The 22,462-nt window shown below is 62.5% G+C and carries 22 protein-coding genes; 9 read left to right on the forward strand and 13 right to left on the reverse strand.

The window, feature by feature from the left end; all coding sequences use genetic code 11:
- Positions 1-176: 176 nt before the first annotated feature.
- Positions 177-743, forward strand: a complete 567-nt coding sequence (locus tag ACWAT4_RS27130; protein ID WP_449728520.1) for a thiamine pyrophosphate-binding protein — start codon at positions 177-179, stop codon at positions 741-743.
- An 8-nt stretch (positions 744-751) separates the two neighbouring features.
- Positions 752-1,348, forward strand: a complete 597-nt coding sequence (locus tag ACWAT4_RS27135) for a thiamine pyrophosphate-dependent enzyme (RefSeq protein WP_449728521.1) — start codon at positions 752-754, stop codon at positions 1,346-1,348.
- Between the two features lie 78 nt (positions 1,349-1,426).
- On the opposite strand, the gene ACWAT4_RS27140 is transcribed toward ACWAT4_RS27135, so the two are convergent.
- The 7 genes from ACWAT4_RS27140 to ACWAT4_RS27170 form a co-directional block, all read right to left on the reverse strand.
- Entirely contained in the window at positions 1,427-1,810 is a 384-nt protein-coding gene (locus ACWAT4_RS27140; RefSeq protein ID WP_212300472.1) for a DUF1236 domain-containing protein, read from the reverse strand.
- A 111-nt stretch (positions 1,811-1,921) separates the two neighbouring features.
- On the reverse strand, positions 1,922-2,809 hold the full coding sequence (locus ACWAT4_RS27145) for a 2-hydroxy-3-oxopropionate reductase (RefSeq protein ID WP_449728522.1): 888 nt from the start codon (positions 2,807-2,809) through the stop codon (positions 1,922-1,924).
- Positions 2,810-3,023: 214 nt separating this feature from the next.
- Positions 3,024-3,809, reverse strand: coding sequence for a hydroxypyruvate isomerase (gene hyi / locus ACWAT4_RS27150; protein WP_449728523.1), 786 nt, complete (start codon positions 3,807-3,809; stop codon positions 3,024-3,026).
- An 11-nt stretch (positions 3,810-3,820) separates the two neighbouring features.
- The gene (gene gcl, locus ACWAT4_RS27155; RefSeq protein WP_449728524.1) at positions 3,821-5,611 is read right to left on the reverse strand and encodes a glyoxylate carboligase; all 1,791 of its coding nucleotides are present in this window, start codon (positions 5,609-5,611) and stop codon (positions 3,821-3,823) included.
- Between the two features lie 152 nt (positions 5,612-5,763).
- Entirely contained in the window at positions 5,764-7,566 is a 1,803-nt protein-coding gene (locus tag ACWAT4_RS27160; RefSeq protein WP_449728525.1) for an adenine deaminase, read from the reverse strand.
- Between the two features lie 153 nt (positions 7,567-7,719).
- Complete coding sequence (locus tag ACWAT4_RS27165) at positions 7,720-8,559, reverse strand: IclR family transcriptional regulator (protein WP_449731271.1); 840 nt, start codon at positions 8,557-8,559, stop codon at positions 7,720-7,722.
- A gap of 199 nt (positions 8,560-8,758) precedes the next feature.
- Positions 8,759-10,888 (reverse strand): acetate--CoA ligase family protein, encoded by a 2,130-nt coding sequence (locus tag ACWAT4_RS27170; protein ID WP_212426859.1) that lies wholly within the window; start codon positions 10,886-10,888, stop codon positions 8,759-8,761.
- Positions 10,889-10,946: 58 nt separating this feature from the next.
- On the opposite strand from ACWAT4_RS27170, the gene ACWAT4_RS27175 reads away from it, so the two are divergent.
- The 5 genes from ACWAT4_RS27175 (at position 10,947) to ACWAT4_RS27195 (ending at position 15,719) form a co-directional block, all read left to right on the forward strand.
- Positions 10,947-11,156 carry a hypothetical protein gene (locus ACWAT4_RS27175; RefSeq protein ID WP_449728527.1) on the forward strand — a complete coding sequence of 70 codons (210 nt, stop codon included), beginning with the start codon at positions 10,947-10,949 and terminating at the stop codon, positions 11,154-11,156.
- Between the two features lie 77 nt (positions 11,157-11,233).
- On the forward strand, positions 11,234-11,929 hold the full coding sequence (locus ACWAT4_RS27180) for a GntR family transcriptional regulator (RefSeq protein ID WP_212300717.1): 696 nt from the start codon (positions 11,234-11,236) through the stop codon (positions 11,927-11,929).
- Between the two features lie 60 nt (positions 11,930-11,989).
- Positions 11,990-13,723 (forward strand): oxalyl-CoA decarboxylase, encoded by a 1,734-nt coding sequence (gene oxc / locus ACWAT4_RS27185; protein WP_449728528.1) that lies wholly within the window; start codon positions 11,990-11,992, stop codon positions 13,721-13,723.
- Between the two features lie 62 nt (positions 13,724-13,785).
- Positions 13,786-15,063, forward strand: a complete 1,278-nt coding sequence (gene frc / locus ACWAT4_RS27190; RefSeq protein ID WP_212300464.1) for a formyl-CoA transferase — start codon at positions 13,786-13,788, stop codon at positions 15,061-15,063.
- Between the two features lie 473 nt (positions 15,064-15,536).
- On the forward strand, positions 15,537-15,719 hold the full coding sequence (locus ACWAT4_RS27195) for a hypothetical protein (RefSeq protein WP_212300463.1): 183 nt from the start codon (positions 15,537-15,539) through the stop codon (positions 15,717-15,719).
- 11 nt (positions 15,720-15,730) lie between these two features.
- Here the strand turns inward: ACWAT4_RS27195 and ACWAT4_RS27200 are convergent, their stop codons facing one another.
- The 4 genes from ACWAT4_RS27200 to ACWAT4_RS27215 all read right to left on the reverse strand — a co-directional run bounded on the left by ACWAT4_RS27200 (position 15,731) and on the right by ACWAT4_RS27215 (position 17,420).
- Positions 15,731-15,955 (reverse strand): hypothetical protein, encoded by a 225-nt coding sequence (locus ACWAT4_RS27200; protein WP_212300462.1) that lies wholly within the window; start codon positions 15,953-15,955, stop codon positions 15,731-15,733.
- Positions 15,956-16,008: 53 nt separating this feature from the next.
- Positions 16,009-16,248: a transcriptional regulator gene (locus ACWAT4_RS27205; protein WP_449728529.1), complete on the reverse strand. Its 240-nt coding sequence runs from the start codon at positions 16,246-16,248 to the stop codon at positions 16,009-16,011.
- Between the two features lie 99 nt (positions 16,249-16,347).
- Positions 16,348-16,557 carry a cold-shock protein gene (locus ACWAT4_RS27210; RefSeq protein ID WP_026201564.1) on the reverse strand — a complete coding sequence of 70 codons (210 nt, stop codon included), beginning with the start codon at positions 16,555-16,557 and terminating at the stop codon, positions 16,348-16,350.
- 377 nt (positions 16,558-16,934) lie between these two features.
- On the reverse strand, positions 16,935-17,420 hold the full coding sequence (locus tag ACWAT4_RS27215) for a lipocalin-like domain-containing protein (protein WP_449728530.1): 486 nt from the start codon (positions 17,418-17,420) through the stop codon (positions 16,935-16,937).
- Between the two features lie 714 nt (positions 17,421-18,134).
- On the opposite strand from ACWAT4_RS27215, the gene ACWAT4_RS27220 reads away from it, so the two are divergent.
- Together ACWAT4_RS27220 and ACWAT4_RS27225 are read left to right on the forward strand one after the other, a co-directional pair.
- The gene (locus ACWAT4_RS27220) at positions 18,135-18,524 is read left to right on the forward strand and encodes a contact-dependent growth inhibition system immunity protein (RefSeq protein ID WP_449728531.1); all 390 of its coding nucleotides are present in this window, start codon (positions 18,135-18,137) and stop codon (positions 18,522-18,524) included.
- Positions 18,525-19,328: 804 nt separating this feature from the next.
- Entirely contained in the window at positions 19,329-19,595 is a 267-nt protein-coding gene (locus ACWAT4_RS27225; RefSeq protein WP_449728532.1) for a hypothetical protein, read from the forward strand.
- Positions 19,596-20,285: 690 nt separating this feature from the next.
- On the opposite strand, the gene ACWAT4_RS27230 is transcribed toward ACWAT4_RS27225, so the two are convergent.
- Both ACWAT4_RS27230 and ACWAT4_RS27235 read right to left on the reverse strand, forming a co-directional pair.
- On the reverse strand, positions 20,286-21,470 hold the full coding sequence (locus ACWAT4_RS27230) for an alpha/beta hydrolase family protein (protein ID WP_449728533.1): 1,185 nt from the start codon (positions 21,468-21,470) through the stop codon (positions 20,286-20,288).
- Positions 21,442-22,416 carry an alpha/beta hydrolase family protein gene (locus ACWAT4_RS27235; RefSeq protein ID WP_449728534.1) on the reverse strand — a complete coding sequence of 325 codons (975 nt, stop codon included), beginning with the start codon at positions 22,414-22,416 and terminating at the stop codon, positions 21,442-21,444. The genes ACWAT4_RS27230 and ACWAT4_RS27235 overlap by 29 nt, the downstream gene beginning before the upstream one ends.
- Positions 22,417-22,462: the final 46 nt, after the last annotated feature.

Below are 22,462 nucleotides of genomic sequence, written 5' to 3' on the forward strand. Positions count from 1 at the left end.
CGTCCCTCCCGTTTCTCGTTATCCCGCTTATGACATGGCGGTGCCGGCCACGGCAGGCCGTCTGGCGCAGATCACGGCACCGGCCGGGACATGTTGACAATCCCGCCCGCTCCGTCAAGTTCGGCAGACTGCCGCGACGGACAAAGAAGAAGCATGCGCGGCAAAGGGAGAACGCGATGGCGATTGCGGAACAGCAGACCTCGTCCCAGGCGGGACCGGGGTCGGGCGACAGAAGCTGGCATAGCATCGTACTGCAAACCCTGAAGCGGAACGAGATCAGCCTCATCCCTTACGTGCCTGACCGCGTGCTCACGCCGCTGATCAAGAGCTTGCACGCAGATCCCTTCTTCACGACTTTTGCAACCGCCCGCGAGGAAGAAGCTGTCGGCATCATCTCGGGCGCCTGGATGGGCGGACGACGCGGCGCAGTGCTGATGCAGACTTCCGGCTTTGCAACGCTCGCCAACACGCTCGCCTCGCTCGCGGTGCCGTATCAGATCCCGCTGATCATGTTCGTCTCCGAACGCGGCACGCTCGGCGAGTTCAACTATGGCCAGTCGCTGGTCTGCCGCACCATGCGCCCGGTGCTGGATTCGCTCGCGATCGAGCATCACACCATCACCCGGCTCGACGAACTCGAATTCATCACCGACCGCTCGATCAAGCAGGCCGTCACGACGCAGGCGCCGGTGGCGCTGATCCTCAATCCGCTGCTCACGGGCGGCAAGGTCTTCGACAAGTGAGCCCCGCCATGAGTGCCCGTAACACCAAGGTCATGAACCGGTTCGATGTCACCTCGCGCCTGATCGCCAAGCTCAAGCGCGAGGAAGCGGTGATCGGCGGCATCGGCAACACCAATTTCGATCTCTGGGCCGCCGGCCACCGCCCGCAGAACTTTTACATGCTCGGCAGCATGGGCCTGGCCTTCCCGATCGCGCTCGGCGTCGCCCTGGCGCAGCCCGACCGCCGCGTCATCGCGCTGGAGGGCGACGGCTCGCTGCTGATGCAGCTCGGCGCACTCTCGACGATTGCGGCGTTGAAGCCGAAGAACCTCATCATGATCGTGATGGACAACGGCATCTACCAGATCACCGGCGCGCAGCCGACGCCGGCATCTGGCGTCGCCGATCTGGTCGCGATTGCCTTGGGCTCGGGACTCTCCAACAGCGCCTGGGCTGCGGACGAGGAGGATTTCGAGCGGCTGGTCGACCAAGCCATGGCAGCGGACGAGCCCAGCCTGATCGCGCTGCGCATCGACGACAAGCCCGGGGTCGGCACCACGCGCCGGGATCCCGTGCAGATCCGCGAGCGCTTCATGCACGGCCTCGGCGTGCGCGAGCCACTCTGAACTCCGTCACTGACGACAATGGCCCCGCAGAGAGTCGCTCCGCGGGGCCATTTGTTTCCAGTCGCTTTCGTACGCCGATCAGTCGATGATCTTCACGACGCGACGCGTGCGCGGCTCGACGATCACGCGACGATCGTTCACGACCGCATAGCGGTACTCGGTGTAGTTCGGTACAGGCCGCAGCACCACTGTCGGAGGAAGCGGCTCGCCGACGACGACACGCTCATGGATCACGACGGAATCATCGCGCGGGATCCCACCCAGAATAGCGTTCGGAATCTCCAGCCCGGCGCCGACGGCTGCACCGACCGTGCCGCCGACCATCGCGCCAACAGGACCACCGATGTCGCCGCCCGCACGCGCGCCGTTCCGCGCCCCCTCTTCGGTTGTCGACTGGGCAAAGGCCGCGCTCGACGCCAGCAGCGACGCCGCAGCGAACGAAATCACAAGACGAGTCTTCATATCCACACTCTCCAGTGTTGTTATGCGCCATCAACCGCGGAGCGGGAGCATTGTTCCGGTTCCGCATGATGAAACGCATATCAACACTGGGGACTGTTACCGCGTAACAGTTCAGGCCGCGGCGATCTCGTGGCCGGCCATCAGTTCCAGCGCACGCACCATCGCCGAATGATCCCAGCCTTTGCCGCCATGCGCAGTGCAGGACGAGAACAATTGCTGCGCCACCGCCGTACTCGGCAGCGACAGGCCGAGCGAACGCGCACCTTCGAGCGCGAGGTTGAGATCCTTCTGGTGCAGCTCGATGCGGAAACCGGGATCGAAATTGCGCTTCACCATGCGCTCGCCATGCACTTCGAGGATCCGCGACGAGGCAAAGCCGCCCATCAGCGCCTTGCGCACCAGCGCTGGATCGGCACCCGCTTTGGAAGCGAACAACAGCGCCTCGCTCACCGCCTCGATCGTCAGCGCGACGATGATCTGGTTGGCGACTTTCGTCGTCTGACCGTCGCCATTGGCGCCGACATGGGTGATGTTCTTGCCCATCCTGTCGAAGATCGGCTTCATGGTGTTGAAGGCCCGCTCGGGACCGCCGACCATGATGGTGAGGCTCGCCGCCTTGGCGCCGACCTCGCCACCCGACACCGGCGCATCGAGATAGTCCGCGCCCAGCGCCTCGATCTTCTTCGCGAACTCCTTGGTCGCAAGCGGCGAGATCGAGCTCATGTCGACGACGATCTTGCCCTTGGAGATGCCGCTCGCGACACCATCCTTGCCGAACAGCACGGCTTCCACATGCGGCGTATCCGGCACCATGATGATGACGGCATCCGCCTCCTCCGCGACCTCCTTGGCCGACTTGCAGGCAACGCCGCCCGCCGTGACCAGATCCGGCGGGACCGGCGCGACGTCATGCAGGAGAACGCGATGGCCCGCGGCCAAGAGATGGCCGGCCATCGGCCGTCCCATGGTGCCAAGTCCGATGAAGCCGATGTCGATCATGTCTGATTTTCTCTCAGTTGCGTTGGCGAAGTTTCATCCACGCGCTCGGCGCGCCTCTCCCGCTTGCGGGAGAGGTCGGTGCGAAGCACCGGGTGAGGGCTTCATCCGTCCAGGGATTTTCACCGCATCTCCCGAATCCTGTCGCGGAGACACCCTCTCCCCAACCCCTCTCCGCAAGCGGGAGAGGGAGCGCGCCGTCGTCGTGGCTGATTTCTCAGGTCTCAAAAGTCTGCGCGGCGTGCCAGGACAGGCCTTCCAGCGTCGTGGTCCGCGGCTTGTATTCGCAACCGATCCAGCCGCGATAGCCGATCGCATCGAGATGGCGGAACAGGAACGGATAGTTGATCTCACCCGTACCCGGCTCGTGGCGGCCGGGATTGTCGGCGAGCTGGATGTGCGCGATCTGCGGCAGGTATTCCTGCATAGTGCGGGCGAGATCGCCCTCCATGATCTGCATGTGATAGATGTCGTACTGGACGAACAGATTGTTCGACCGCACCTCGGAGATCAGTTGCACCGCCTGCTCGGTGCCGTTGAGGAAAAAGCCGGGAATGTCGAGCGTGTTGATCGGCTCGACCAGCAGCTTGATGTTCTCGCGCGCCAGCGTCGAGGCCGCGAAGCGCAGGTTTCCAACCAGCGTCTCCTGCAGTTCCCGCGGATCGGCATCAACAGGCGCGATGCCGACGAGGCAATTGAGCTGCTCGCAATCGAGCGCCTTGGCATAGTCGATGGCGCGGAACACTCCGTCGCGGAATTCGGTGGTGCGATCGGGCAGGATCGCGATGCCGCGCTCGCCGCCGGCCCAGTTTCCGGCCGGCAGATTATGCAGCACCTGCTTCAGGCCGTGGGCCTCCAGCTGCTCCCGCAACTGCGCCTTGTCGAAATCATAGGGAAAGAGATATTCGACCCCGGCAAAGCCCGCCGCCTTCGCCGCAGCGAAGCGGTCGATGAACGGCATCTCGTTGAAGAGCATGGTGAGATTGGCGGCGAATTTCGGCATGATGTGGTCCCCTATTCTGCCGGCTGCAACACGCCGGGCCGCGCGGTTCCGACCTCGTCGAGCGGCAGGTCCAGCACCTCCTCGAACTCGACGATGTTGTCGATCTCCGTGCCCATCGCGATGTTGGTGACGCGCTCGAGGATGAACTCGACCACCACGGGCACGCGGTGCTTCTTCATCAATTCGCGCGCCGTCGCGAATGCAGCCTGGGTATCCTTCGGATCGGTGACGCGGATCGCCTTGCAGCCGAGGCCTTCGGCGACCGCGACATGGTCGACGCCGTAGACGCCGATCTCCGGAGCGTTGATGTTCTCGAACGAGAGCTGGACGTGATAGTCCATCTCGAAACCACGCTGGGCCTGGCGGATCAGGCCAAGATAGGAATTGTTCACGACGACGTGGATGTAGGGCAGATTGAACTGCGCGCCGACCGCGAGTTCCTCGATCAGGAACTGGAAGTCGTAATCTCCTGAGAGCGCGACGATGTCGCGGTCCGGACACGCGGCGCGCACACCGAGCGCCGCCGGCAGTGTCCAGCCGAGCGGCCCCGCCTGCCCGGCATTGATCCAGTTGCGCGGCTTGTAGACGCCGAGAAACTGCGCGCCGGCGATCTGCGACAGGCCGATCACGGTGACGTAGGTGGTGTCGCGGCCGAACGCCTTGTTCATCTCCTCATAGACGCGCTGCGGCTTGATCGGAACGTTGTCGAAATGACTCTTGCGCAACATGGTCTTCTTGCGGTCGCGGCAGGCCGCGGGCCACGCCTGGCGCTCGCGGAGCCTGCCGGAACGGCGCCACTCCCTGGCGACGGTGACGAAAAGCTCGAGCGCGGCCTTGGCGTCCGAGACGATGCCGAGATCGGGATTGAACACGCGGCCGATCTGGGTCGGCTCGATATCGACATGCACGAAGGTGCGGCCCTTGGTGTAGGTCTCGACCGACCCGGTGTGCCTGTTGGCCCAGCGATTGCCGATGCCGAGCACGAAGTCGGACTCCAGCAGCGTGGCGTTGCCGTAGCGATGGCTCGTTTGAAGTCCGACCATGCCGGCCATCAACACGTGATCGTCGGGGATCGCGCCCCATCCCATCAGCGTCGGCACGACCGGCACGTTGGCGATCTCGGCAAATTCCACCAGCAGATCCGAAGCGTCGGCGTTGATAATTCCGCCGCCCGCCACGATCAGCGGCCGCTCGGCGGCATTGAGCATCTCCAGCGCCCTCTCGACTTGCTTGCGCGTCGCGGTCGGCTTGTAGACCGGCAGCGGCTCGTAGGTCTCGTCGTCGAACTCGATCTCGGCGAGCTGCACGTCGAGCGGCATGTCGATCAGGACCGGCCCCGGCCGGCCCGAGCGCATCAGATGAAAAGCCTGGCTGAACACGCGTGGCACCAGCGCCGGCTCACGCACCGTCACCGCCCATTTGGTTACGGGCTTTGCAATCGACTCGATGTCGACGGCCTGGAAATCCTCCTTGTAGAGCCGCGCCCGCGGCGCCTGCCCGGTGATGCAGAGGATCGGAATGGAATCGGCGATTGCCGAATAGAGCCCGGTGATCATGTCGGTGCCGGCCGGCCCCGAGGTGCCGATGCAGACGCCGATATTGCCGGCCCTGGCCCGCGTATAGCCCTCGGCCATGTGCGAGGCACCCTCGACATGGCGCGCCAGGATGTGACGGATCGAGCCGCGCTTCTTCAGCGCCGAGTAAAGCGGATTGATCGCCGCCCCGGGAACGCCGAAGGCCGTCGAGATGCCTTCCTTCTCCAGGATACGCGCGGCTGCATCGACAGCTCGCATCTTCGCCATATCGGACCTCGCTTGGTTAAATCAGCGAGCGAGATCATCGGGTGCGCAGAGACCGATCTCAACGAAGCAGATTTTATTTTCCACGATGCGGCAACTGTTGAAAAACCGTGGTCGTCTCAATCGGTTAGATCGCGGAAAACGTGAAAGCCGCCTCACTCGAACAGCGGCGCCAGCTCCATCTGCGGGACCAGCACGAGGCCCTTGTCGGTGATGCGAATTTCCGGAATGACCGATAGCGGAATCAAATTGAAACCCATGTAGGGGATGGTGCAGCCGGCCTCGGCCCATTCCTTCTTCAGTGCCTTGACCTCCTCGGCCACCTCGGTGACGCGCTTGTCGGAGAGCAGGCCTGCGATGGGCAGCGGGACCAGCGCCCTCACCTTACCGTCTGCGACGACGCAGACGCCCCCCTGCTGCTCCTTGATCGCCGAGATCGCGACCAGCATATCCGGCTCATTGGTTCCGGCGACGATGATGTTGTGGCTATCATGCCCGACGCTGGAGGCGACCGCGCCCCGCTTCAGGCCAAAATCCTTGAGCAGGCCATGGGCAACGTTGCCGGCCGACTTGCCGTGGCGCTCGACCACCGCGACAAAGCAAAGGCCGTAACGCTCAAACAACGATGGCCAATCCTTTGCCGGCTCGATCCTGACCTTCTCATGGATCAGCGTGATGCCGGGCAGCGCAGTCTTGATCGCGTTGACGGTGCAGGCTTTCGCCGGCAACTCCGGTGTCAGCTTCATCGTCTCCGGCAGCTTCACGGTCACGTAAGCCGCCTTGGGATATTGGTAGCGCTGTGACAATGCCTGATCGAGAAGCGGCGTGATCTTGCCGTGCTCGACCACGAGCTCGCCGCCATACCAGGTGCATTGCGGCTTGAGCTGATCGTCCATCAGCACGAGATCGGCGCGGCGGCCGCCGCCGAGACCGCCGATATCGCCTTCCATGCCGAAGCGCGTGGCGCCATGCAGCGAGCCCATCGACCAGGCCTGCTCCGGCGACATGCCCGCCTTCACGGCTTCGCGCACCACCCAGTCGAGGCCGAACAACAGCAGATCGTCGGCATCGCGATCATCAGTGCACACCGCGGTGCGCTTGTGCGACGCACCGAGCTCGGTGATCGTCCGGATTGCCTGCGGCAGCGAATGCCAGGGCGTGGTCGGCGGCCCGCCACGCAGGAAGATCCAGACGCCGGCATCGAGCAGATCGTCGGCGATGTCGCGGTCGATCGCTTCATGGGTATCGGTGACGCCGCTCGCCGCATAGGCTGCGACGAATTCGCGACCATAGACATGACCGGAGACCGGCCGCCCCCGCTTCAAGGCCGCGGCGAGGATCGCATGGCTGCGCTCGTCGCCCATCGTGACAGGCACGAAGTCCATCTTCTCGCCGAGCGCGACGGCTTCGGGCCAGCGGTCGAACAGGCCGGCGATCTTGTCGGGCGTGAGATCGCCGCCGGCCGTCTCCAGCTCGGCCGAGGTCGCCGGTACCGTGCTCGGCACAGTCAAGAAGATCGAGAGCGGCGCCTCGCGCGCATCCTCCAACATCGCCTCGACACCGGCGACGTCCATGACATTGCCGATCTCGTGGCTGTCGCAGAAGATCGTGGTGGTGCCATTGAGCAGCGCGGCCTCGGCATAGGCGCAGGCCGTCACCATCGAGGATTCGATGTGGATGTGCGGATCGACCAGTCCCGGCGCGACGATGCCGCCGGCGGCGTCGTACACAGGCGCGTCGCGCCACGCCTTTTTCGCCGCGCCAGCCGGCTTCACCGCGGCGATGCGGCCGCCCGTGATCCAGACTTCCCGTCCCGGATGGATCCGCTCTGAATAGGTCGAGAGCACCCGCGCGCCTGATATGACGAGGTCGGGCGCAACGCGTGCCGAGGTGACATCGGCAAGACGGCGCGTGATTGCGTGGAGTGGCGCGACGGCAAAACGGGTGAGCTTGGTCATCAGAACCCTCGCGTGGCGTTACGACCCAACGATGGTTACGCTCTACGCCAAAGCGGGCAAGCTCAAATATAGCGGCACGCCTGCTTAGACCTTAGGCGCCATACCGCCCACCGTTCCCGATCTTGCAGATCTGCACGAGTTCCGTCTTCTGGCTCAATCCTGTTTCACTGCCGGCGTCACACCGCCGAGCGCGGCCGTGAGTTCCGCGGCCACCTCCCGCACAATGCGGCCGACCTCCGGCAATCGCTCATCTGTGATGCGGCTGGTCATGCCGGATACGGAAATCGCGGCGAGCGGCTCGGCGAGCGCGTTGTAGACCACCGCGGCCACGCAGCGCAGGCCCATCTGCGCCTCCTCGTCGTCGATCGCAAAGCCCTGCTTGCGGACCTCCGCCAGCTCCTTGAACAGGTCGCCCGGCCGCACGATGGATTTTTCCGTCAACCTGGGCATGCCGTGATGGCGGATGACGGCGCCGACATCCTCGTCGGAATAGGTCGCAAGCACGGCCTTGCCGACGCCTGAGGTCACCATCGCGACGCGGCCGCCGACCTTGGTCAGCGAGCGCATGATCTCGCGGCTCTCCATGCGGGTCAGCACAATAATGAACTCGTCGTCGACGACCGCGAGATTGGCCGTCTCGCGGGTGAGATCGCGCAGCTTGCGCAAATAGGGAATCGCCTGTGCGGTAAAATTGCGCCGCCGCGCAAAGCTCGCGCCCACGGTAAAGCTGCGCACGCCAACATGCCATTTGGATTCGGCACGGTCGAACTGCACGAAGCGGCGGCTTTCCAGCGTCGCCAGCAGGCGGTGCACGGTCGAGGCTGAGAGGCCGGTGCGGACGGCGAGGTCGCTGAGGCGATAGCCTTCGTCGTCCTCGGCCAGCGTCTCGAGGATCGACAGCGCGCGGTCGACCGACTGCACGCCGCCGTCGCGGTCGGCCTCCGATGCCGATCGTGGTTCGAGCGATTTGCGCCTGATCACGTTCTTGCCCATCGCGACCTGCATTCGTTCCTATTCCCTCTCCCCGCTTGCGGGGCCGAGACGAGCTTCGCTCGCTCTATGAGGGTCAGGGTGGGGAGAGCCTCCGGCAGAACTATTACAGTCGGACTTGCGGAAGCTGCCCCGCACCCGAATTCGATCTGCGATCGAATTCGGCCTCTCCCCGCAAGCGGGGAGAGGCGAACACACACTCTTAGAGCAGACCCGCGCCGCGGGCCCACTTGTACTTGGCACCGAGCACCTCGACCGGAAGCTCGGTCGAATAAGCGTAGGCCGGGATGCCGTTCTGGTAGAGATATTCGGCGGCTTCCTCGACCTCGACGTCGCCGGCGAGCGAGGCCACGATCGGCTTGACGAAGCCCTTGGCCTCCATCTCCTTCTTCACCTCGACCATGTTGCGAGCGAACACCATCGGCGGCGTGACGATGGTGTGCCAATAGCCGAGGATCAGCGAGTGGATGCGCTCGTCCGAGAGGCCGAGCTTCACCGTGTTGACGTAGGTGATCGGGGGCTCGCCACCGGTGATATCCACAGGATTTCCGGCTGCACCGAACGGCGGGATGAACTTGCGGAAGGCCGCGTCGAGATCCGGCGGCATCGACATCAGCGACAGGCCGTTGTCGACGCAGGAGTCCGACAGCAGCACGCCCGAGCCGCCCGCACCGGTGATGATCAGCACGTTCTCACCCTTCGGCGTCGGCAGCACTGGCACGCCACGGGCGAATTCGAGCAGCTGCCGCAGGCTGCGGGCGCGAATCACACCCGACTGCGCCAGCACATCCTCGTAGATCTTGTCGTTGCCGGCGAGCGCGCCGGTGTGTGACGAGGCCGCCTTGGCGCCGGCCGAGGTGCGGCCGGCCTTGAGCACGACGACCGGCTTCTTCTTGGAGACGCGCTTGGCGGCTTCCGCAAAGGCGCGGCCGTCCTTGAGGTCCTCGCAGTGCTGCGCGATCAGGTTGGTGTTCGGATCTTGCTCGAAGAAGGCGAGCAGATCGTCCTCGTCGATGTCGGACTTGTTGCCGAGGCCGACGATGGCCGACACGCCCATTTTCGCCGAGCGCGAGAAGCCGATGATGGCCATGCCGATGCCGCCCGACTGCGACGACAGCGCCGCGTGGCCCTTGACGTCGTAAGCCGTGCAGAAGGTCGCGCAGAGATTGGCCGGCGTATAATAGAAGCCGTAGATGTTCGGTCCCATCAGGCGGATGTCGTACTTCTTGCCGACCTCGACGATCTCGGCCTGCAGCTCCGGCGCGCCGGCTTCAGCAAAGCCCGACGGGATCAGCACCGCGCCGGGGATCTTCTTCTCACCGCATTCGGTGAGCGCCGCGGCGACGAACTTCGCGGGGATCGCGAATACGGCGGTGTCGATGACGCCCGGAACGTCCTTGACGCTCTTGTAGGCCTTGTAGCCGAGAATCTCGGCCGCCTTGGGGTGGATCGGATAGATCTCGCCCTTGTAGCCGCCGTTGATGAGGTTCTTCATCACGGAATTGCCGATCTTGCCGTCCTCCGCGGAGGCGCCGACCACTGCGACCGCCTTCGGCTGCATGATGCGGCTCATGGCCGCAACGATCTCTTCGGTCGGGCGCGGCTTGGGCTTCGGCTTGTAGGCGAAGTCGACAACGATGCGCACGTCGGCGGCAATCGCATCCTTTGCGGTGGCGAAGACAGGGTTGAGGTCGAGCTCGACGATCTCAGGGAAGTCGGTGACGAGCTGCGAGACCTTGACGATGACGTCGGCGAGCGCCGTGCGGTTCACCGGCTCGCCGCCACGCACGCCCTTCAGAATCTCATGCGCCTGGATGCCGTCGAGCATGGAGAGCGCGTCCTCCTTCGTCGCGGGTGCGAGGCGGAAGGTGATGTCCTTCAGCACTTCGACCAGCACGCCGCCGAGGCCGAAGGCGACCAGTTTGCCGAACGAGCCGTCTGTGATCGAGCCTACGATGACTTCGGTGCCGCCGGCCAGCATCTGCTGCACCTGGATGCCCTCGATCTTGGCATCGGCCTTGTACTTCTTGGCGTTGCCGAGAATGGTCTCGTAGGCCTTTTCGGCGTCCTGCGCCGTCTTGACGCCGACGATGACGCCGCCGGCCTCGGTCTTGTGGAGAATGTCCGGCGAGACGATCTTCATCACAACCGGGAATCCCATCGCGGAGGCCATCTTGCCGGCCTCGCCCGCCGACTTCGCCACGCCCTCCTTCGGCACCGGAATGCCGTAGGCGTCGCAGACCACCTTACCTTCGGGGGCGGTCAGGCTGGTGCGGTTGTCCGCCTTGACCTGGTCAAGGACCTTGCGGACGACGTCTTTGGAATTGGACATATAGCTTCTCCCTTGACCTTCAGTTCTTGCTTTGCAAAGCGCGCGTGATGCGGCTGCCGTGACACTTGCCATCGCCGCGCTCTGTTCCATCTGGCGGAACGGAGCGGCGAAAGGCCTTGATTACTCCGCCAGCTTGGATCAGAAATGGCTGGCGATGGCATTTGGTATGCCAGAAGCCAACTTGTCAAGTCGAACCACCGCTCGGAACGCCGCAAAAAATAGCCAGCTTGACATTCTGGCATTTGGTATGCCAAAAACTTTCCAGTAAATATTCCTGTAAAAGACGACTCCCATCAGAGGAGAATCGTCGTGTCACTGCGGAAACCAACCAAGGCGTTGCCGAACATGGCCGAGGCAGACATCGCAATCGTTCGTATTGCCCCGGAGAGCAGCTTCAAGAACAAGGCGTATGACGCCTTGAAGGAAGCCATCCTCAAGATGGACATCTACTCGACACCCGAGCCGGTGATGCTGGACGAGCGCGCGCTGTCCGAACGCCTGGGTGTCAGCCGCACGCCGATCCGCGAAGCCATCGCGATGCTCGAGCAGGACGGCTTCGTGAAGACTGTTCCGCGCCGCGGCATCATGGTGGTGCGCCGGACCAAGAGCGAGATCGTCGACATGATCCGCGCCTGGGCCGCGCTGGAGAGCATGGCCGCGCGCCTCATCACCACCACTGCGCGCAAGAAGGACATTTCGGCGCTACGCGACTATTTCAAGGACTTCGGCAAGGACCGGCTGCCCGAGGATCACGTCGAGGAATATTCGAAGGCCAACATCGCCTTCCACCAGGCGCTGATCTCGCTGTCGGAATCTCCGGTTCTGGTCGATCTCACCAACGATCTGCTGCTGCATGTGCGCGGCTACCGGCAACTGACGATCGGCCGCAAGGACCGCACCGCGACGTCCCTGCCCGAGCATCTCGCCATGATCGAAGCGCTGGAAGCGCGCGACACCGAGCTCGCCGAGAAGCGCGCCCGCGACCACACCCTTGGCCTTGCCGCTTACGTCGAAGCGCACGGTCAGGAACTGTTCACCTAGCAACCTTCACCAGAAGGGCGAAAAATTCGCCCCAGTATTGAGACCAGGGAGACAAGGCCCATGCTGAACACCGCGACCAAGTCCGAAGCACCGGGCACCGAGCAGGAACTGACGGATGGCTTCCATCTCGTCATCGACGCGCTCAAGCTGAACGGCATCAACACCATCTATAATGTGCCGGGCATCCCGATCACGGATTTGGGCCGCATGGCGCAGGCCGCCGGCATTCGCGTGATCTCCTTCCGCCACGAGCAGAACGCCGGCTACGCCGCGGGCATCGCCGGCTATCTCACCAAGAAGCCCGGCGTCTGCCTCACGGTCTCCGCGCCCGGCTTCCTCAACGGTCTCACCGCGCTCGCGCACGCCACCACCAACTGCTACCCGATGATCCTGATCTCGGGCTCCTCCGAGCGCGAGATCGTCGACCTCCAGCAGGGCGACTACGAGGAAATGGATCAGCTCGCGATCGCAAAGCCGCTGTGCAAGGCGGCCTATCGCGTGCTGCACGCCCAGGACATCGGCATCGGTTTCGCCCGCGCCATCCGCGCCGCGGTCTCCGGCCGTCCGGGCGGCGTCTATCTCGACCTGCCGGCAAAGCTGTTCGGCCAGGTGATGAACGCCGACGCCGGCCAGAAGTCGCTGGTCAAGGTGATCGATGCAGCGCCTGCGCAGATCCCCTCGCCCGCTTCGGTCAAGCGCGCGCTCGACGTGCTGAAGAGCGCGAAGCGCCCGCTCATCATCCTCGGCAAGGGCGCGGCCTACGCGCAGGCCGATGAAGAGATCAAAAGCTTCGTCGAGAAGAGCGGCGTGCCGTTCCTCCCCATGAGCATGGCCAAGGGCCTCCTTCCCGACTCCCATCCGCAATGCGCAGGTGCAGCGCGTTCGACGGTGCTAAAGGATTCCGACGTCGTCATGCTGATCGGCGCCCGGCTGAACTGGCTGCTGTCGCACGGCAAGGGCAAGAGCTGGGGCGAAGCGCCCAAGAAGTTCATCCAGGTCGACATCGAGCCGAAGGAAATGGACTCCAACGTCGAGATCGTCGCGCCCGTCGTTGGCGACATCGGCTCGGTCGTCTCCGCCTTCAACCAGGCGATGGGAGCGGGCTGGACTGCCCCGCCCGCCGAATGGACCAAGGCCATCGTGACCAAGCGCGACGAGAACGTCGCCAAGATGGCACCGAAGCTCATGAACAACAAATCGCCGATGGATTATCACGGCGCGCTCGGCGTCTTGAAGAACGTGATCAAGGATCACCCCGAGGCGATCCTCGTCAACGAAGGCGCCAACACGCTCGACCTCGCCCGCGGCGTCATCGACATGTACCGCCCGCGCAAGCGTCTCGACGTCGGCACCTGGGGCGTGATGGGTATCGGCATGGGCCAGGCGATCGCCGCTGCGCTCGAGACCGGCCACCCCGTGCTTGCGGTCGAAGGCGACTCGGCTTTCGGCTTCTCCGGCATGGAGGTCGAGACCATCTGCCGCTACAACCTTCCGATCTGCGTCGTCATCTTCAACAATGACGGCATCTATCGCGGCACCGACGTCAACGGCGCCAACGATGATCCCGCGACCACCGTGTTCGTCAAGGGCGCGCGCTACGACAAGATGATGGAGGCCTTTGGCGGCGTCGGCGTGAACGCGACCTCGCCGGATGAACTGAAGCGCGCCGTCGTCGAGGCGATGGCTTCGCGCAAGCCGACGCTCATCAACGCGGTGATCGATCCGGCTGCAGGTTCCGAGAGCGGCCGTATCGGCAACCTCAATCCGCAGAGCGTTCTGCAGAAGAAGAAGTAAGTCCCCCTTCAACCCTTTATTCCCTGTGGTTCGCAGGGGCAGACAGAGTACGGAGCAATACAATGACCAAAGCGCTCGAGGGCGTTCGCATTCTCGACTTCACCCACGTCCAGTCCGGACCGACCTGCACGCAGCTGCTCGCATGGTTCGGCGCCGACGTGATCAAGGTGGAACGCCCGGGCGTGGGTGACATCACCCGCGGCCAGTTGCAGGACATCCCGAACGTGGACAGCCTGTATTTCACCATGCTCAACCACAACAAGCGCTCGATCACGCTGGACACCAAGAACCCCAAGGGCAAGGAAGTCCTCACCGAGCTGATCAAGAAGTGCGACGTGCTGGTCGAGAACTTCGGCCCCGGCGTGCTCGACCGCATGGGCTTCCCCTGGGAGAAGATCCAGGCGATCAACCCGAAGATGATCGTCGCCTCGATCAAGGGCTTTGGCCCCGGACCGTACGAAGACTGCAAGGTCTATGAGAACGTTGCGCAGTGCACCGGCGGCGCCGCCTCCACCACCGGCTTCCGCGATGGTCTTCCGCTCGTCACCGGCGCGCAGATCGGCGATTCCGGCACCGGCCTGCACCTCGCGCTCGGCATCGTCACCGCGCTCTATCAGCGCACCCATTCGGGCAAGGGCCAGCGCGTCACGGCTGCGATGCAGGACGGCGTGCTCAACCTCTGCCGCGTCAAGCTGCGCGACCAGCAGCGCCTCGCCCACGGTCCGATGAAGGAATACAGCCAGTTCGGCGAAGGCATTCCGTTCGGCGATGCCGTGCCGCGCGCGGGCAACGATTCCGGCGGTGGCCAGCCCGGCCGCATCCTGAAGTGCAAGGGCTGGGAGACCGATCCCAACGCCTACATCTACTTCATCACCCAGGCCCCGGTCTGGGAGAAGATCTGCGACGTGATCGGCGAGCCGACCTGGAAGACCGATCCGAACTACGCCAAGCCGGCGGCCCGCCTGCCGCGCCTGAACGAGATCTTCGCCCGCATCGAGCAGTGGACGATGACGAAGAGCAAGTTCGAGGCGATGGAGATCCTCAACAAGGACGACATCCCCTGCGGCCCGATCCTGTCGATGAAGGAGATCGCGGAAGACCAGTCGCTGCGCGCGACCGGCACCGTGGTCGAGGTCGATCACCCGACCCGCGGCAAGTACATCTCGGTCGGCAACCCGATCAAGCTGTCGGATAGCCCGGCCGAGGTGACCCGCTCTCCGCTGCTCGGCGAGCACACCGACGAGATCCTGCGCGCGGTGCTCGGCTTCAGCGACCACCAGGTCGCCGACATCCACAAGTCCGGCGCGCTCGACCCGCCGCAGAAGCAGGCCGCCGAGTAAGCGACACCACAACGCGTGAGACAAAAGGGCCGCCCATCGAGGCGGCCCTTTTTGCGTCGGAAAGGCTGTACGGATACGCACCCAAACCAAAAACTCAAAAACAACCCCATGCACAGTAGCCATCTCCTCGGTCGCACGAGAAATTTCGCATTTTACGAATTTTTCTTGACCCGTCGGGCAAAACAGGGGTAGGATGTCATTATTCGAGAAGCGAACGTCAGCCCATCGAAGGGCCTCTCGACGCCGGCGCTCGCCACAGCCGCGCGCCGGCGTCTGGTCGAAGGGCGACCCGCCAGCCCCTTTTTTATTTACGTCGGACAGTCTTTCGAGGAACCGACGCGGCGTCCGTCAGTTGTTCATCTAGACCCGACTTCTCCACTCCCAGGAAAACGCGCTGTTTCACCAGCCCGCAGACGCGGACCGGACGTCGGCGTCTTTGCGGACCACGTACGTTCAACCAAATCGAGATCGACATGTTGAGAGATCAATCCTCTGATCGCGCCAGGCGCGAAGCCGACAAGGCGTTCAAGCCTGCCAAAACGCAGAAGCCGATGAGCGACTATGCGAAGGCCCAGCACTCTCTGCACGAGAACCGCGAGCGACTGAAAGCGGAGCGATTGGCCCGCGAGGCCCAGTCGAAAGGCCGCAAGGAATAGGACGGCCCGCTCTAAAGCATCGACAAAACGACGACGCCGTCTTCGAGTTGCCCCGAATCCATCCGTGCTCGCGCGATGCGCTCGAACTCCGTCCGGTATTTCTGAAGATAGCTGAAGGCCTGCTTCTGCGTTTCGAAGGTGGTCGCTAGCCGGCACATTTGTCGACCCGCGCCGAGCGCGAGGAAGAAAGTGATGGTACCGCCGCCGTCCGGTTTGACTCTAGGCACGATCCGCACTCCCTGGCATGTGACCGGCCCTTTCTCGTCATTCGTCAGCGATGTTGAGGCAGCTATTGCGGCGGCTTCTTCTTGCGCCTGGTGATGCTCGGTGTCGGCAATGCTTGAACGATGGTATCGGCGGCTTCCCGGGTTTCACGCAACTCGCGAAGCCGCGCCATGTTCTTGCGAACATCGACGGCCTGCCGTTCGGCATCGGCCATCGCGCGCGCGCCTTCTTCAGCGGCCAGGCGTTTGCGGTTTAAGCGCGCGATACCTTCGGGTGACGGTTCGGCCGATTTTCTGGCGCTCATCTCATCACCCTATCGACAACAGACAAAACCCGCTCAATCCTTACGATCGAGCGGGTCGCATGGCCGTTTCAGTACATCCGTGAAACGGCACTAGAGGACTTAAGCCAGCGAGAGATTCTCAGCGCTGACCTTGCCCCGCATCTTGTCGGTCTTGGCCTCGAAGTTGACCTTTTGGCCCTCGGCGAGACCCGCAAGACCCGCCCGCTCGACTGCACTGATGTGAACGAACACATCGTTGCCGCCATCGTCGGGCTGAATGAATCCAAAGCCCTTCTGGCCGTTGAACCACTTCACAGTACCTGTCGTCATTTCTCTTCTCCAAAGCGCACACGCGCGCGTTCCGCGCATGCTCACGCAGAATCAATTCAATTCGTCGATGTCTCTGGAAAAGGAGCCCGCGGGCGCATTCAACAAGGCACAGCGGCTGAACGAACAAGTTCAAGCTATACCTCACCATGGGCATTAGCAAGGCTTGGCCGGATTTAATTGCGCCCGGCTTCAATGGAACATTTGATGCTCCTTTGGAGATTGGTTGGTGCTTGAGGCCGAGCGATCAGCGCGTTTCTCGGAAGCCTCGATTGAGCGTGTTTGGCTTCTTGGGGCGAGTTCGGACGCGCCAAGCATTCGGAACACGCTATGTCGCCTTACAGCCAAAGCAGACTCGCAACTTTGGGATCTTCTCCGCCTTAGCGCTCACGTTCCCAGTCTAGGGTTCCAACGACTTTCTTGCCCGGATAGACGGCGCTGAATTGTTCGGCCGTTCTGATGCTCAGCTTGTCCCCTTCGAGTTTGAAGAATCTTACTTGGTCTTGGCCCGTTAGAAGCTCATTCCACGAAATATCGACCTTGGTCGTAAACTTGTCGCCCTCGATTTTGAACTTCCCGGTGTAGGCGAGAAGGCTCTTGAGCAGGGCTGCCGACTCCGCATCGTTGGCTGCCGGCTTGCGATTTGCCGCGGTAATGATGAACGCCACGTGCCCGTCTGGCGTAAACACTGCCCGCCCTTTCGGATCGTGGCCCATCGGTTCCGTGAGCTCGCCACCGGTAATCTGAATGGTCCAAGCTGTCAGTTTCCAGCTACCCGTGAGTTGCCTCGCTGCATCGTCCGCGAGCACCAACGAAGGCTGCAGATAGCAATAGGCAGCAAGAACCAAGGCAAGGAGACGCCCCATGTTGTCCTCCTCGAAAGTAGACCGTACTCAAAACCCGCGATGCCTTTCGAGCAACTGTAGCCGTGTCTCGCCTGCGATGTCTATTGTTGGCTTATGTCGCGGCCAATGTCCGTTGCTGGCTCGTTGCTGACCTGCGCCCAGTTCGCAGTAATGTCTGCTTGCCGAGGCAAACCGACCTTGGTCATGCTGGTGCCGAGTTTTGCTTGTGACCGGAAGTTTGCTCTAGCCGGAGCCAAGCTGTCGTGCTCTTAATTCAGGACTGACTTTATCTTTGGCCGCGCGGTCGCTTACTTCGTAGCGAACTAACCCCGTGGAGTGGCAGCCATGGTGCAGAATCTCATAGCCGGATTTGTCGTAATAGCTTTGATTATCATGGGCGTGCTTGCTTATGCCCAGAAACATGAAGGGTGCTTGCGCGGGCGCTCGCTCCAAACCTTCCAACCTTGCGGATCAATTGGCACTGACATCTAGCGCTGTCCGCGACGCTGCAGCTTGCCTCGCGAGACTGTGTTTCAACAGCCTAGGTCTGGTTTTGGCCCGCTGCTGACCTGCGCTCAGTTCGCAGTAATGTCGGCTTGCCGAGGGCAAACCGACCTGGGTCATGCTGGCTGCCGAGTTCTGCTTGTGGCCCATAGCGGAAGTCGCCGCTTTCCGAGGCATGACTGCACATCGCTGCAGAGCTAATCTACGATCATTGGAATCGTGGAGACGCCGATGCTTGATGACCCTCGAACGCTTGAGCAAATTGATGGGCAGGATTGGGGAAGTCCAGAGGCGGCTCCGACAGGAATGGTGGCGAGGTGTCTACGTTTGCGTCGTACACCGTTGAGCGAGTTCACCGTGAGCGATTTGCGCCTGCTGATTAGCCAAAATATCGGCTTGAAAAGGCTGGTTCCGATAGCACTTAAACTGATTTCGAACGAGCCGCTGCTGGAAGTGGACTTCTATCCAGGCGATCTACTGTCGGCGTTATTGCGTATCGACCAGGCGTATTGGTCGGACAGCCCCGTCGAAAAGGGACAGCTCATGTTGATTGCTCGGGCCGTTATGCTTCAAGGCGAGAAAATAGCCGATGAGTGCCGATCATTCTTGGCCAGAGCGTGAGGCGCGTGGCCGTTGGTTGGGCGCTGCGGCTGGTCGCGTCCGCTTCTGGCCCTTGGCGGACCTCCTGCGGTGCTCGGCCAACGTCCGCAAGTGACCCTTAGGCGACAAGGGAATCATACGCTGACGATTTCCAAATCGTTGACGTAGAGCGAAATGCGTACCGGCGATCAGCGAGGAGGAGTGGCAGAAAAAATGCTATTCCAAAAGGGGAAGTGAAAAGTGCAGCCGCAGCAACCCCAGGAACTCCGACGTGGCCGCGATCCGCCGCAAATCTTACCGCGCCAATCACGAGCGTTGCGATTAGATTAAGCACAAATACCGGGTAAACTAATCGCCAGAACCGCTCAGACAGTATTGGACGCTTGAAGGCGTAGCCGTACAAACCGACGAGTTGAAGAAGGCTCAGTGCCTGAATGAGGTAGTCCGCCACAGGATAAACTGGATGTGGTCCGCTAACGAGTGTAATGCCAACGCTGCCCACGATGGAAAGGCCCATCAAGCCGAGATACAGCTTCCAAAGTATTGACATTCTTCTCTTGCTCGAAATGCAATGCCACAATCTGAAAGCAAAGCATATCAGACTAAGTCGTCGATGTCGCCGCATGGCCCATCGCGTCAGTTGGCGCAGTGCTGCGACATGTCCGAAGTCGAGGTTAGACCGGACGTAGCTGACCGACTACAGAGACGACACGATTGACCCAAGGCTGACTGCGGGCTGAGAACGAGCGTCGCAAGCCGGAGGATGGACACTCGGCTCAAGATTGAGCTACATTCGTCGCGCAACCATCAAGATGGAGCCGCTGGATGGGTCGTTTGCCGCTTCTTCTGTACGCTGTTTTTGTAGTTCATCTTGGCCTCGTTCCGGCCCTGCTTTTCCAAGGGAAATCCACTTGCGATATTACCCTGACGCTACTGGAAGCGACCTATTTTTCGATATTCATTTCAGCCGTTCTTTTGTGGCGGAAAGGGCTGCCACTCAATGCAACCTTCGACGAATACAGACGTCGGGCGAGATTTCTTCGCAACGGGGTGTACCGAGTTCCTACCGATGACAATGCCCCCTCTGGTTGATGCTCGCCGACGGCCCGAGCTTGCCGCATCATCGGGGATACCGAGCGTATCGACGTCTGGTTTTGGCCCGTTGCTGACGTCTGACGGCAGCCGGACCGATTTCAGCTTATGACCCGTAGCGGAAATTAACGTTGTGCGATCAAGATGGCGACATGCCCTCCGAATGGCTTCATCAACTGCCCTATTTGGTCCACACCAACAGAGAACTCGGCCTGATGCTGAGGGGTGCAAAGCCCCTCGCGTATTTTTTGGACAGCATCAGTCGTGAGCCAGACGTCTGTTTACGGTATTGGCGCATGTTCGATAGGCATGTTGATCTGGGGCGCCTGATAAGGCGCGAGGTAGTCGAACCCTGCCCTGGCCTGCCGCACCTCAAATACCGGAGGCTATTCTACGCCTTACCGGGCCACGGGTGGCGGATAGATGCCATGATTGCGCTCCTAAACGAACTCGAAGCATGGTCCGAAGATCACGAACGGCGCTCTTGCGAATTGCTTGGCTACAAGGGCTGGCAGATTGACCATTGGTTGGCGCACCGTCGCTCGCGATGAACGCTTAGTCGGCTTTGGGCCCCAAGGCGAAGCGGTCGAATGTCCGCTATTTTGCCGCTGTTGGGAGAGAAGCAGACATCAGGTGCGCGTATTCCTAGCGGCAGGTTTTACGAGTACGCACCTTGGTTGCGCGAGAGATCTAGCCGGGCGCCAGCGCCTGCCCAACCGCATAGAGCGAGCATTCCTTCCAGGCGGCCACGCATTGGCGCATCGCTTCGCTCTTCGCATCGTCGGCCGTTCGCTGGGCCGCGGTGACTGAGCTGCAATGGCCGTCGCGATTCCAGGCATAGGCCTTGGCGTCGGTCCAGGCCTTCACATAGGCATCGAAGTAGCCCGCGCACGCTGCGTTGAGCGGCGCCGGCGGCGGAATGGGTGCAGGCGGAGGTAATCCGACCAGCACTGACGTCGGCAGGCGCAATCGGTTCAGGAAACTCTCGACGGCCGGCCACCAGACCTCGGCGGGCGCCATCGGCACCATGGCATGCCCATCGACGCCAAAGGGCGGCAAGATCTGAAACTGCGCCGGCGCGCCGGAGGCGACGTAAGCATCGAACATGCGACGGCCCAATGCCGGCGGGGCACTGCGATCGTTCTCCGCGTAAACCCAGAGCGCCGGAATCCGCGCCGTGCGGCCAAAGATGGCGGCGTCCGCCACGAGATGATCGGGGCTGCAGGTGCGGCCCGGGACAGAACCGTGAGCCGCCTCGAAGTTGAGAACGCCGACGACGCCGGCAGGATTGTCCGCCGCCACGGCCGTGACGGCAAAGCCGCCGGTGGAATGCCCCATCAGCAGGATCCGATCGGGATCGACCCAGGGCTCGCCGCGGAGCGTGGCAAGTGCGCCGTTGATGTCCTCAGCCGCAATCCGTGCGACGGCGAGATAGTCGCGATCGTCGCAAGGCCCGGACAGCGTCTCGGCAAATGGTCCATCTGAATGACCAAAGCCCCGGCGCATGATCGATGCGACGGCGTAACCACGCTGTGCAAATGCGACGGCAGAATTGAGAAGATCGGCCGGTGATTGTCGCTCCGCCGCGACGCGAAACGCTTGTCCGGCGGCGGGATTCGTACCGTGGACCAGAAGAACCAATGGAAAGCGCCCGGGCCGGTCCGGGCGGAGGATCATGGACTCGAGCCTGACCTGGCGACCGTCGGCGAGCGTGACCGGCACCATTCGATCCTGCCGAACGAGGCCCGGCAGGGCGGGATCGGCCGCGGCTGAAGACACAAGAAGCAGAAGCAGGCTGATCACGCAGCCAAGTCGCGCCATGCTCACCTCCTCACGAACGCGATGCTCACTGATCTCCACCAGCAAGCTGTTCATGAAAATACTTCACCACCGCCGCGTTGAAGTCGCGGTGAAAGCCTGCCCTGTCGAACTCCGCCGGCACATCGGTGCAGATGCGCGGCACGGCCGCAGCCTGCTCCGGCGTACAAGGTGCGAGGAAGGCGAAGTGGCCGGCCGGAACGACGTGCATCTCGGGCTTGCCCTGCAGCCACCCCGCGACGCGCGCCACGGGCGAACCGTCGCCCACGCCAGGGCCGCCGAACTGCGACCGCCAGAACTGGAAAGGGATTTTGATTGCGGCGAGGTTCTTCCGGGTCAGAACCGCCGGTGCAGGATCGACGATCAGCGCCGTGCGGATCCGAGCATCCTGCGGCGGGTCAGGTAGCCTTTCTCCGTTGTGGAGCTGCGCGCATACACCTGTCGCCTCCTTGCAGTTTTCGGCAAGCCAGGTGAAATCCGGCTTGAGTCCCATCAGCGCCAGTCCGGTATAACCGCCAAGCGAGAAGCCGAAGAAGCCGACCTTGGCCGGATCGATCACCGCCCTGTCCTTCCAATCCTTCAGCATGAAGTCGAGCAGACGCACCATGTCCGCGGGGCGCGATCCCCACACCGGAAGCGTATCGCGCCGCGACGAGTCGTTTGTGGTGTCACCGGGGTGATTGATTGCGGCAACGATGAAGCCGGCATCGGCCAGCGCCTCCTCGGTGTCATGGTTCGCACCAAACCACCCGCCCCGGCCATGCGAGAAGATCACGAGCGGCAGCTTTGCGCCGCTAACGGGGCAATCCTTGACACCATTCAGATCGAACTCGGCGCCAACCGAAAGACTTCCAAGCGCCACATGCGTCGGCTCTGCCGCGCAGGGATACCAGATCGCGCCCGACAGCGCGGGATCGGACTGGAGAAGCTGAATGCCCGCAGCCTTGGCCGGCGCGCCAAGACAGCAGAGTGCGACGGCGAAAGCCCAGACTGCCTTACGCAACGGAAGCCCCCCTGATTTCGCGCGGAAGTTGAGCGGAGAACGATAG

This window comes from Bradyrhizobium sp. T-1 (assembly GCF_053592855.1).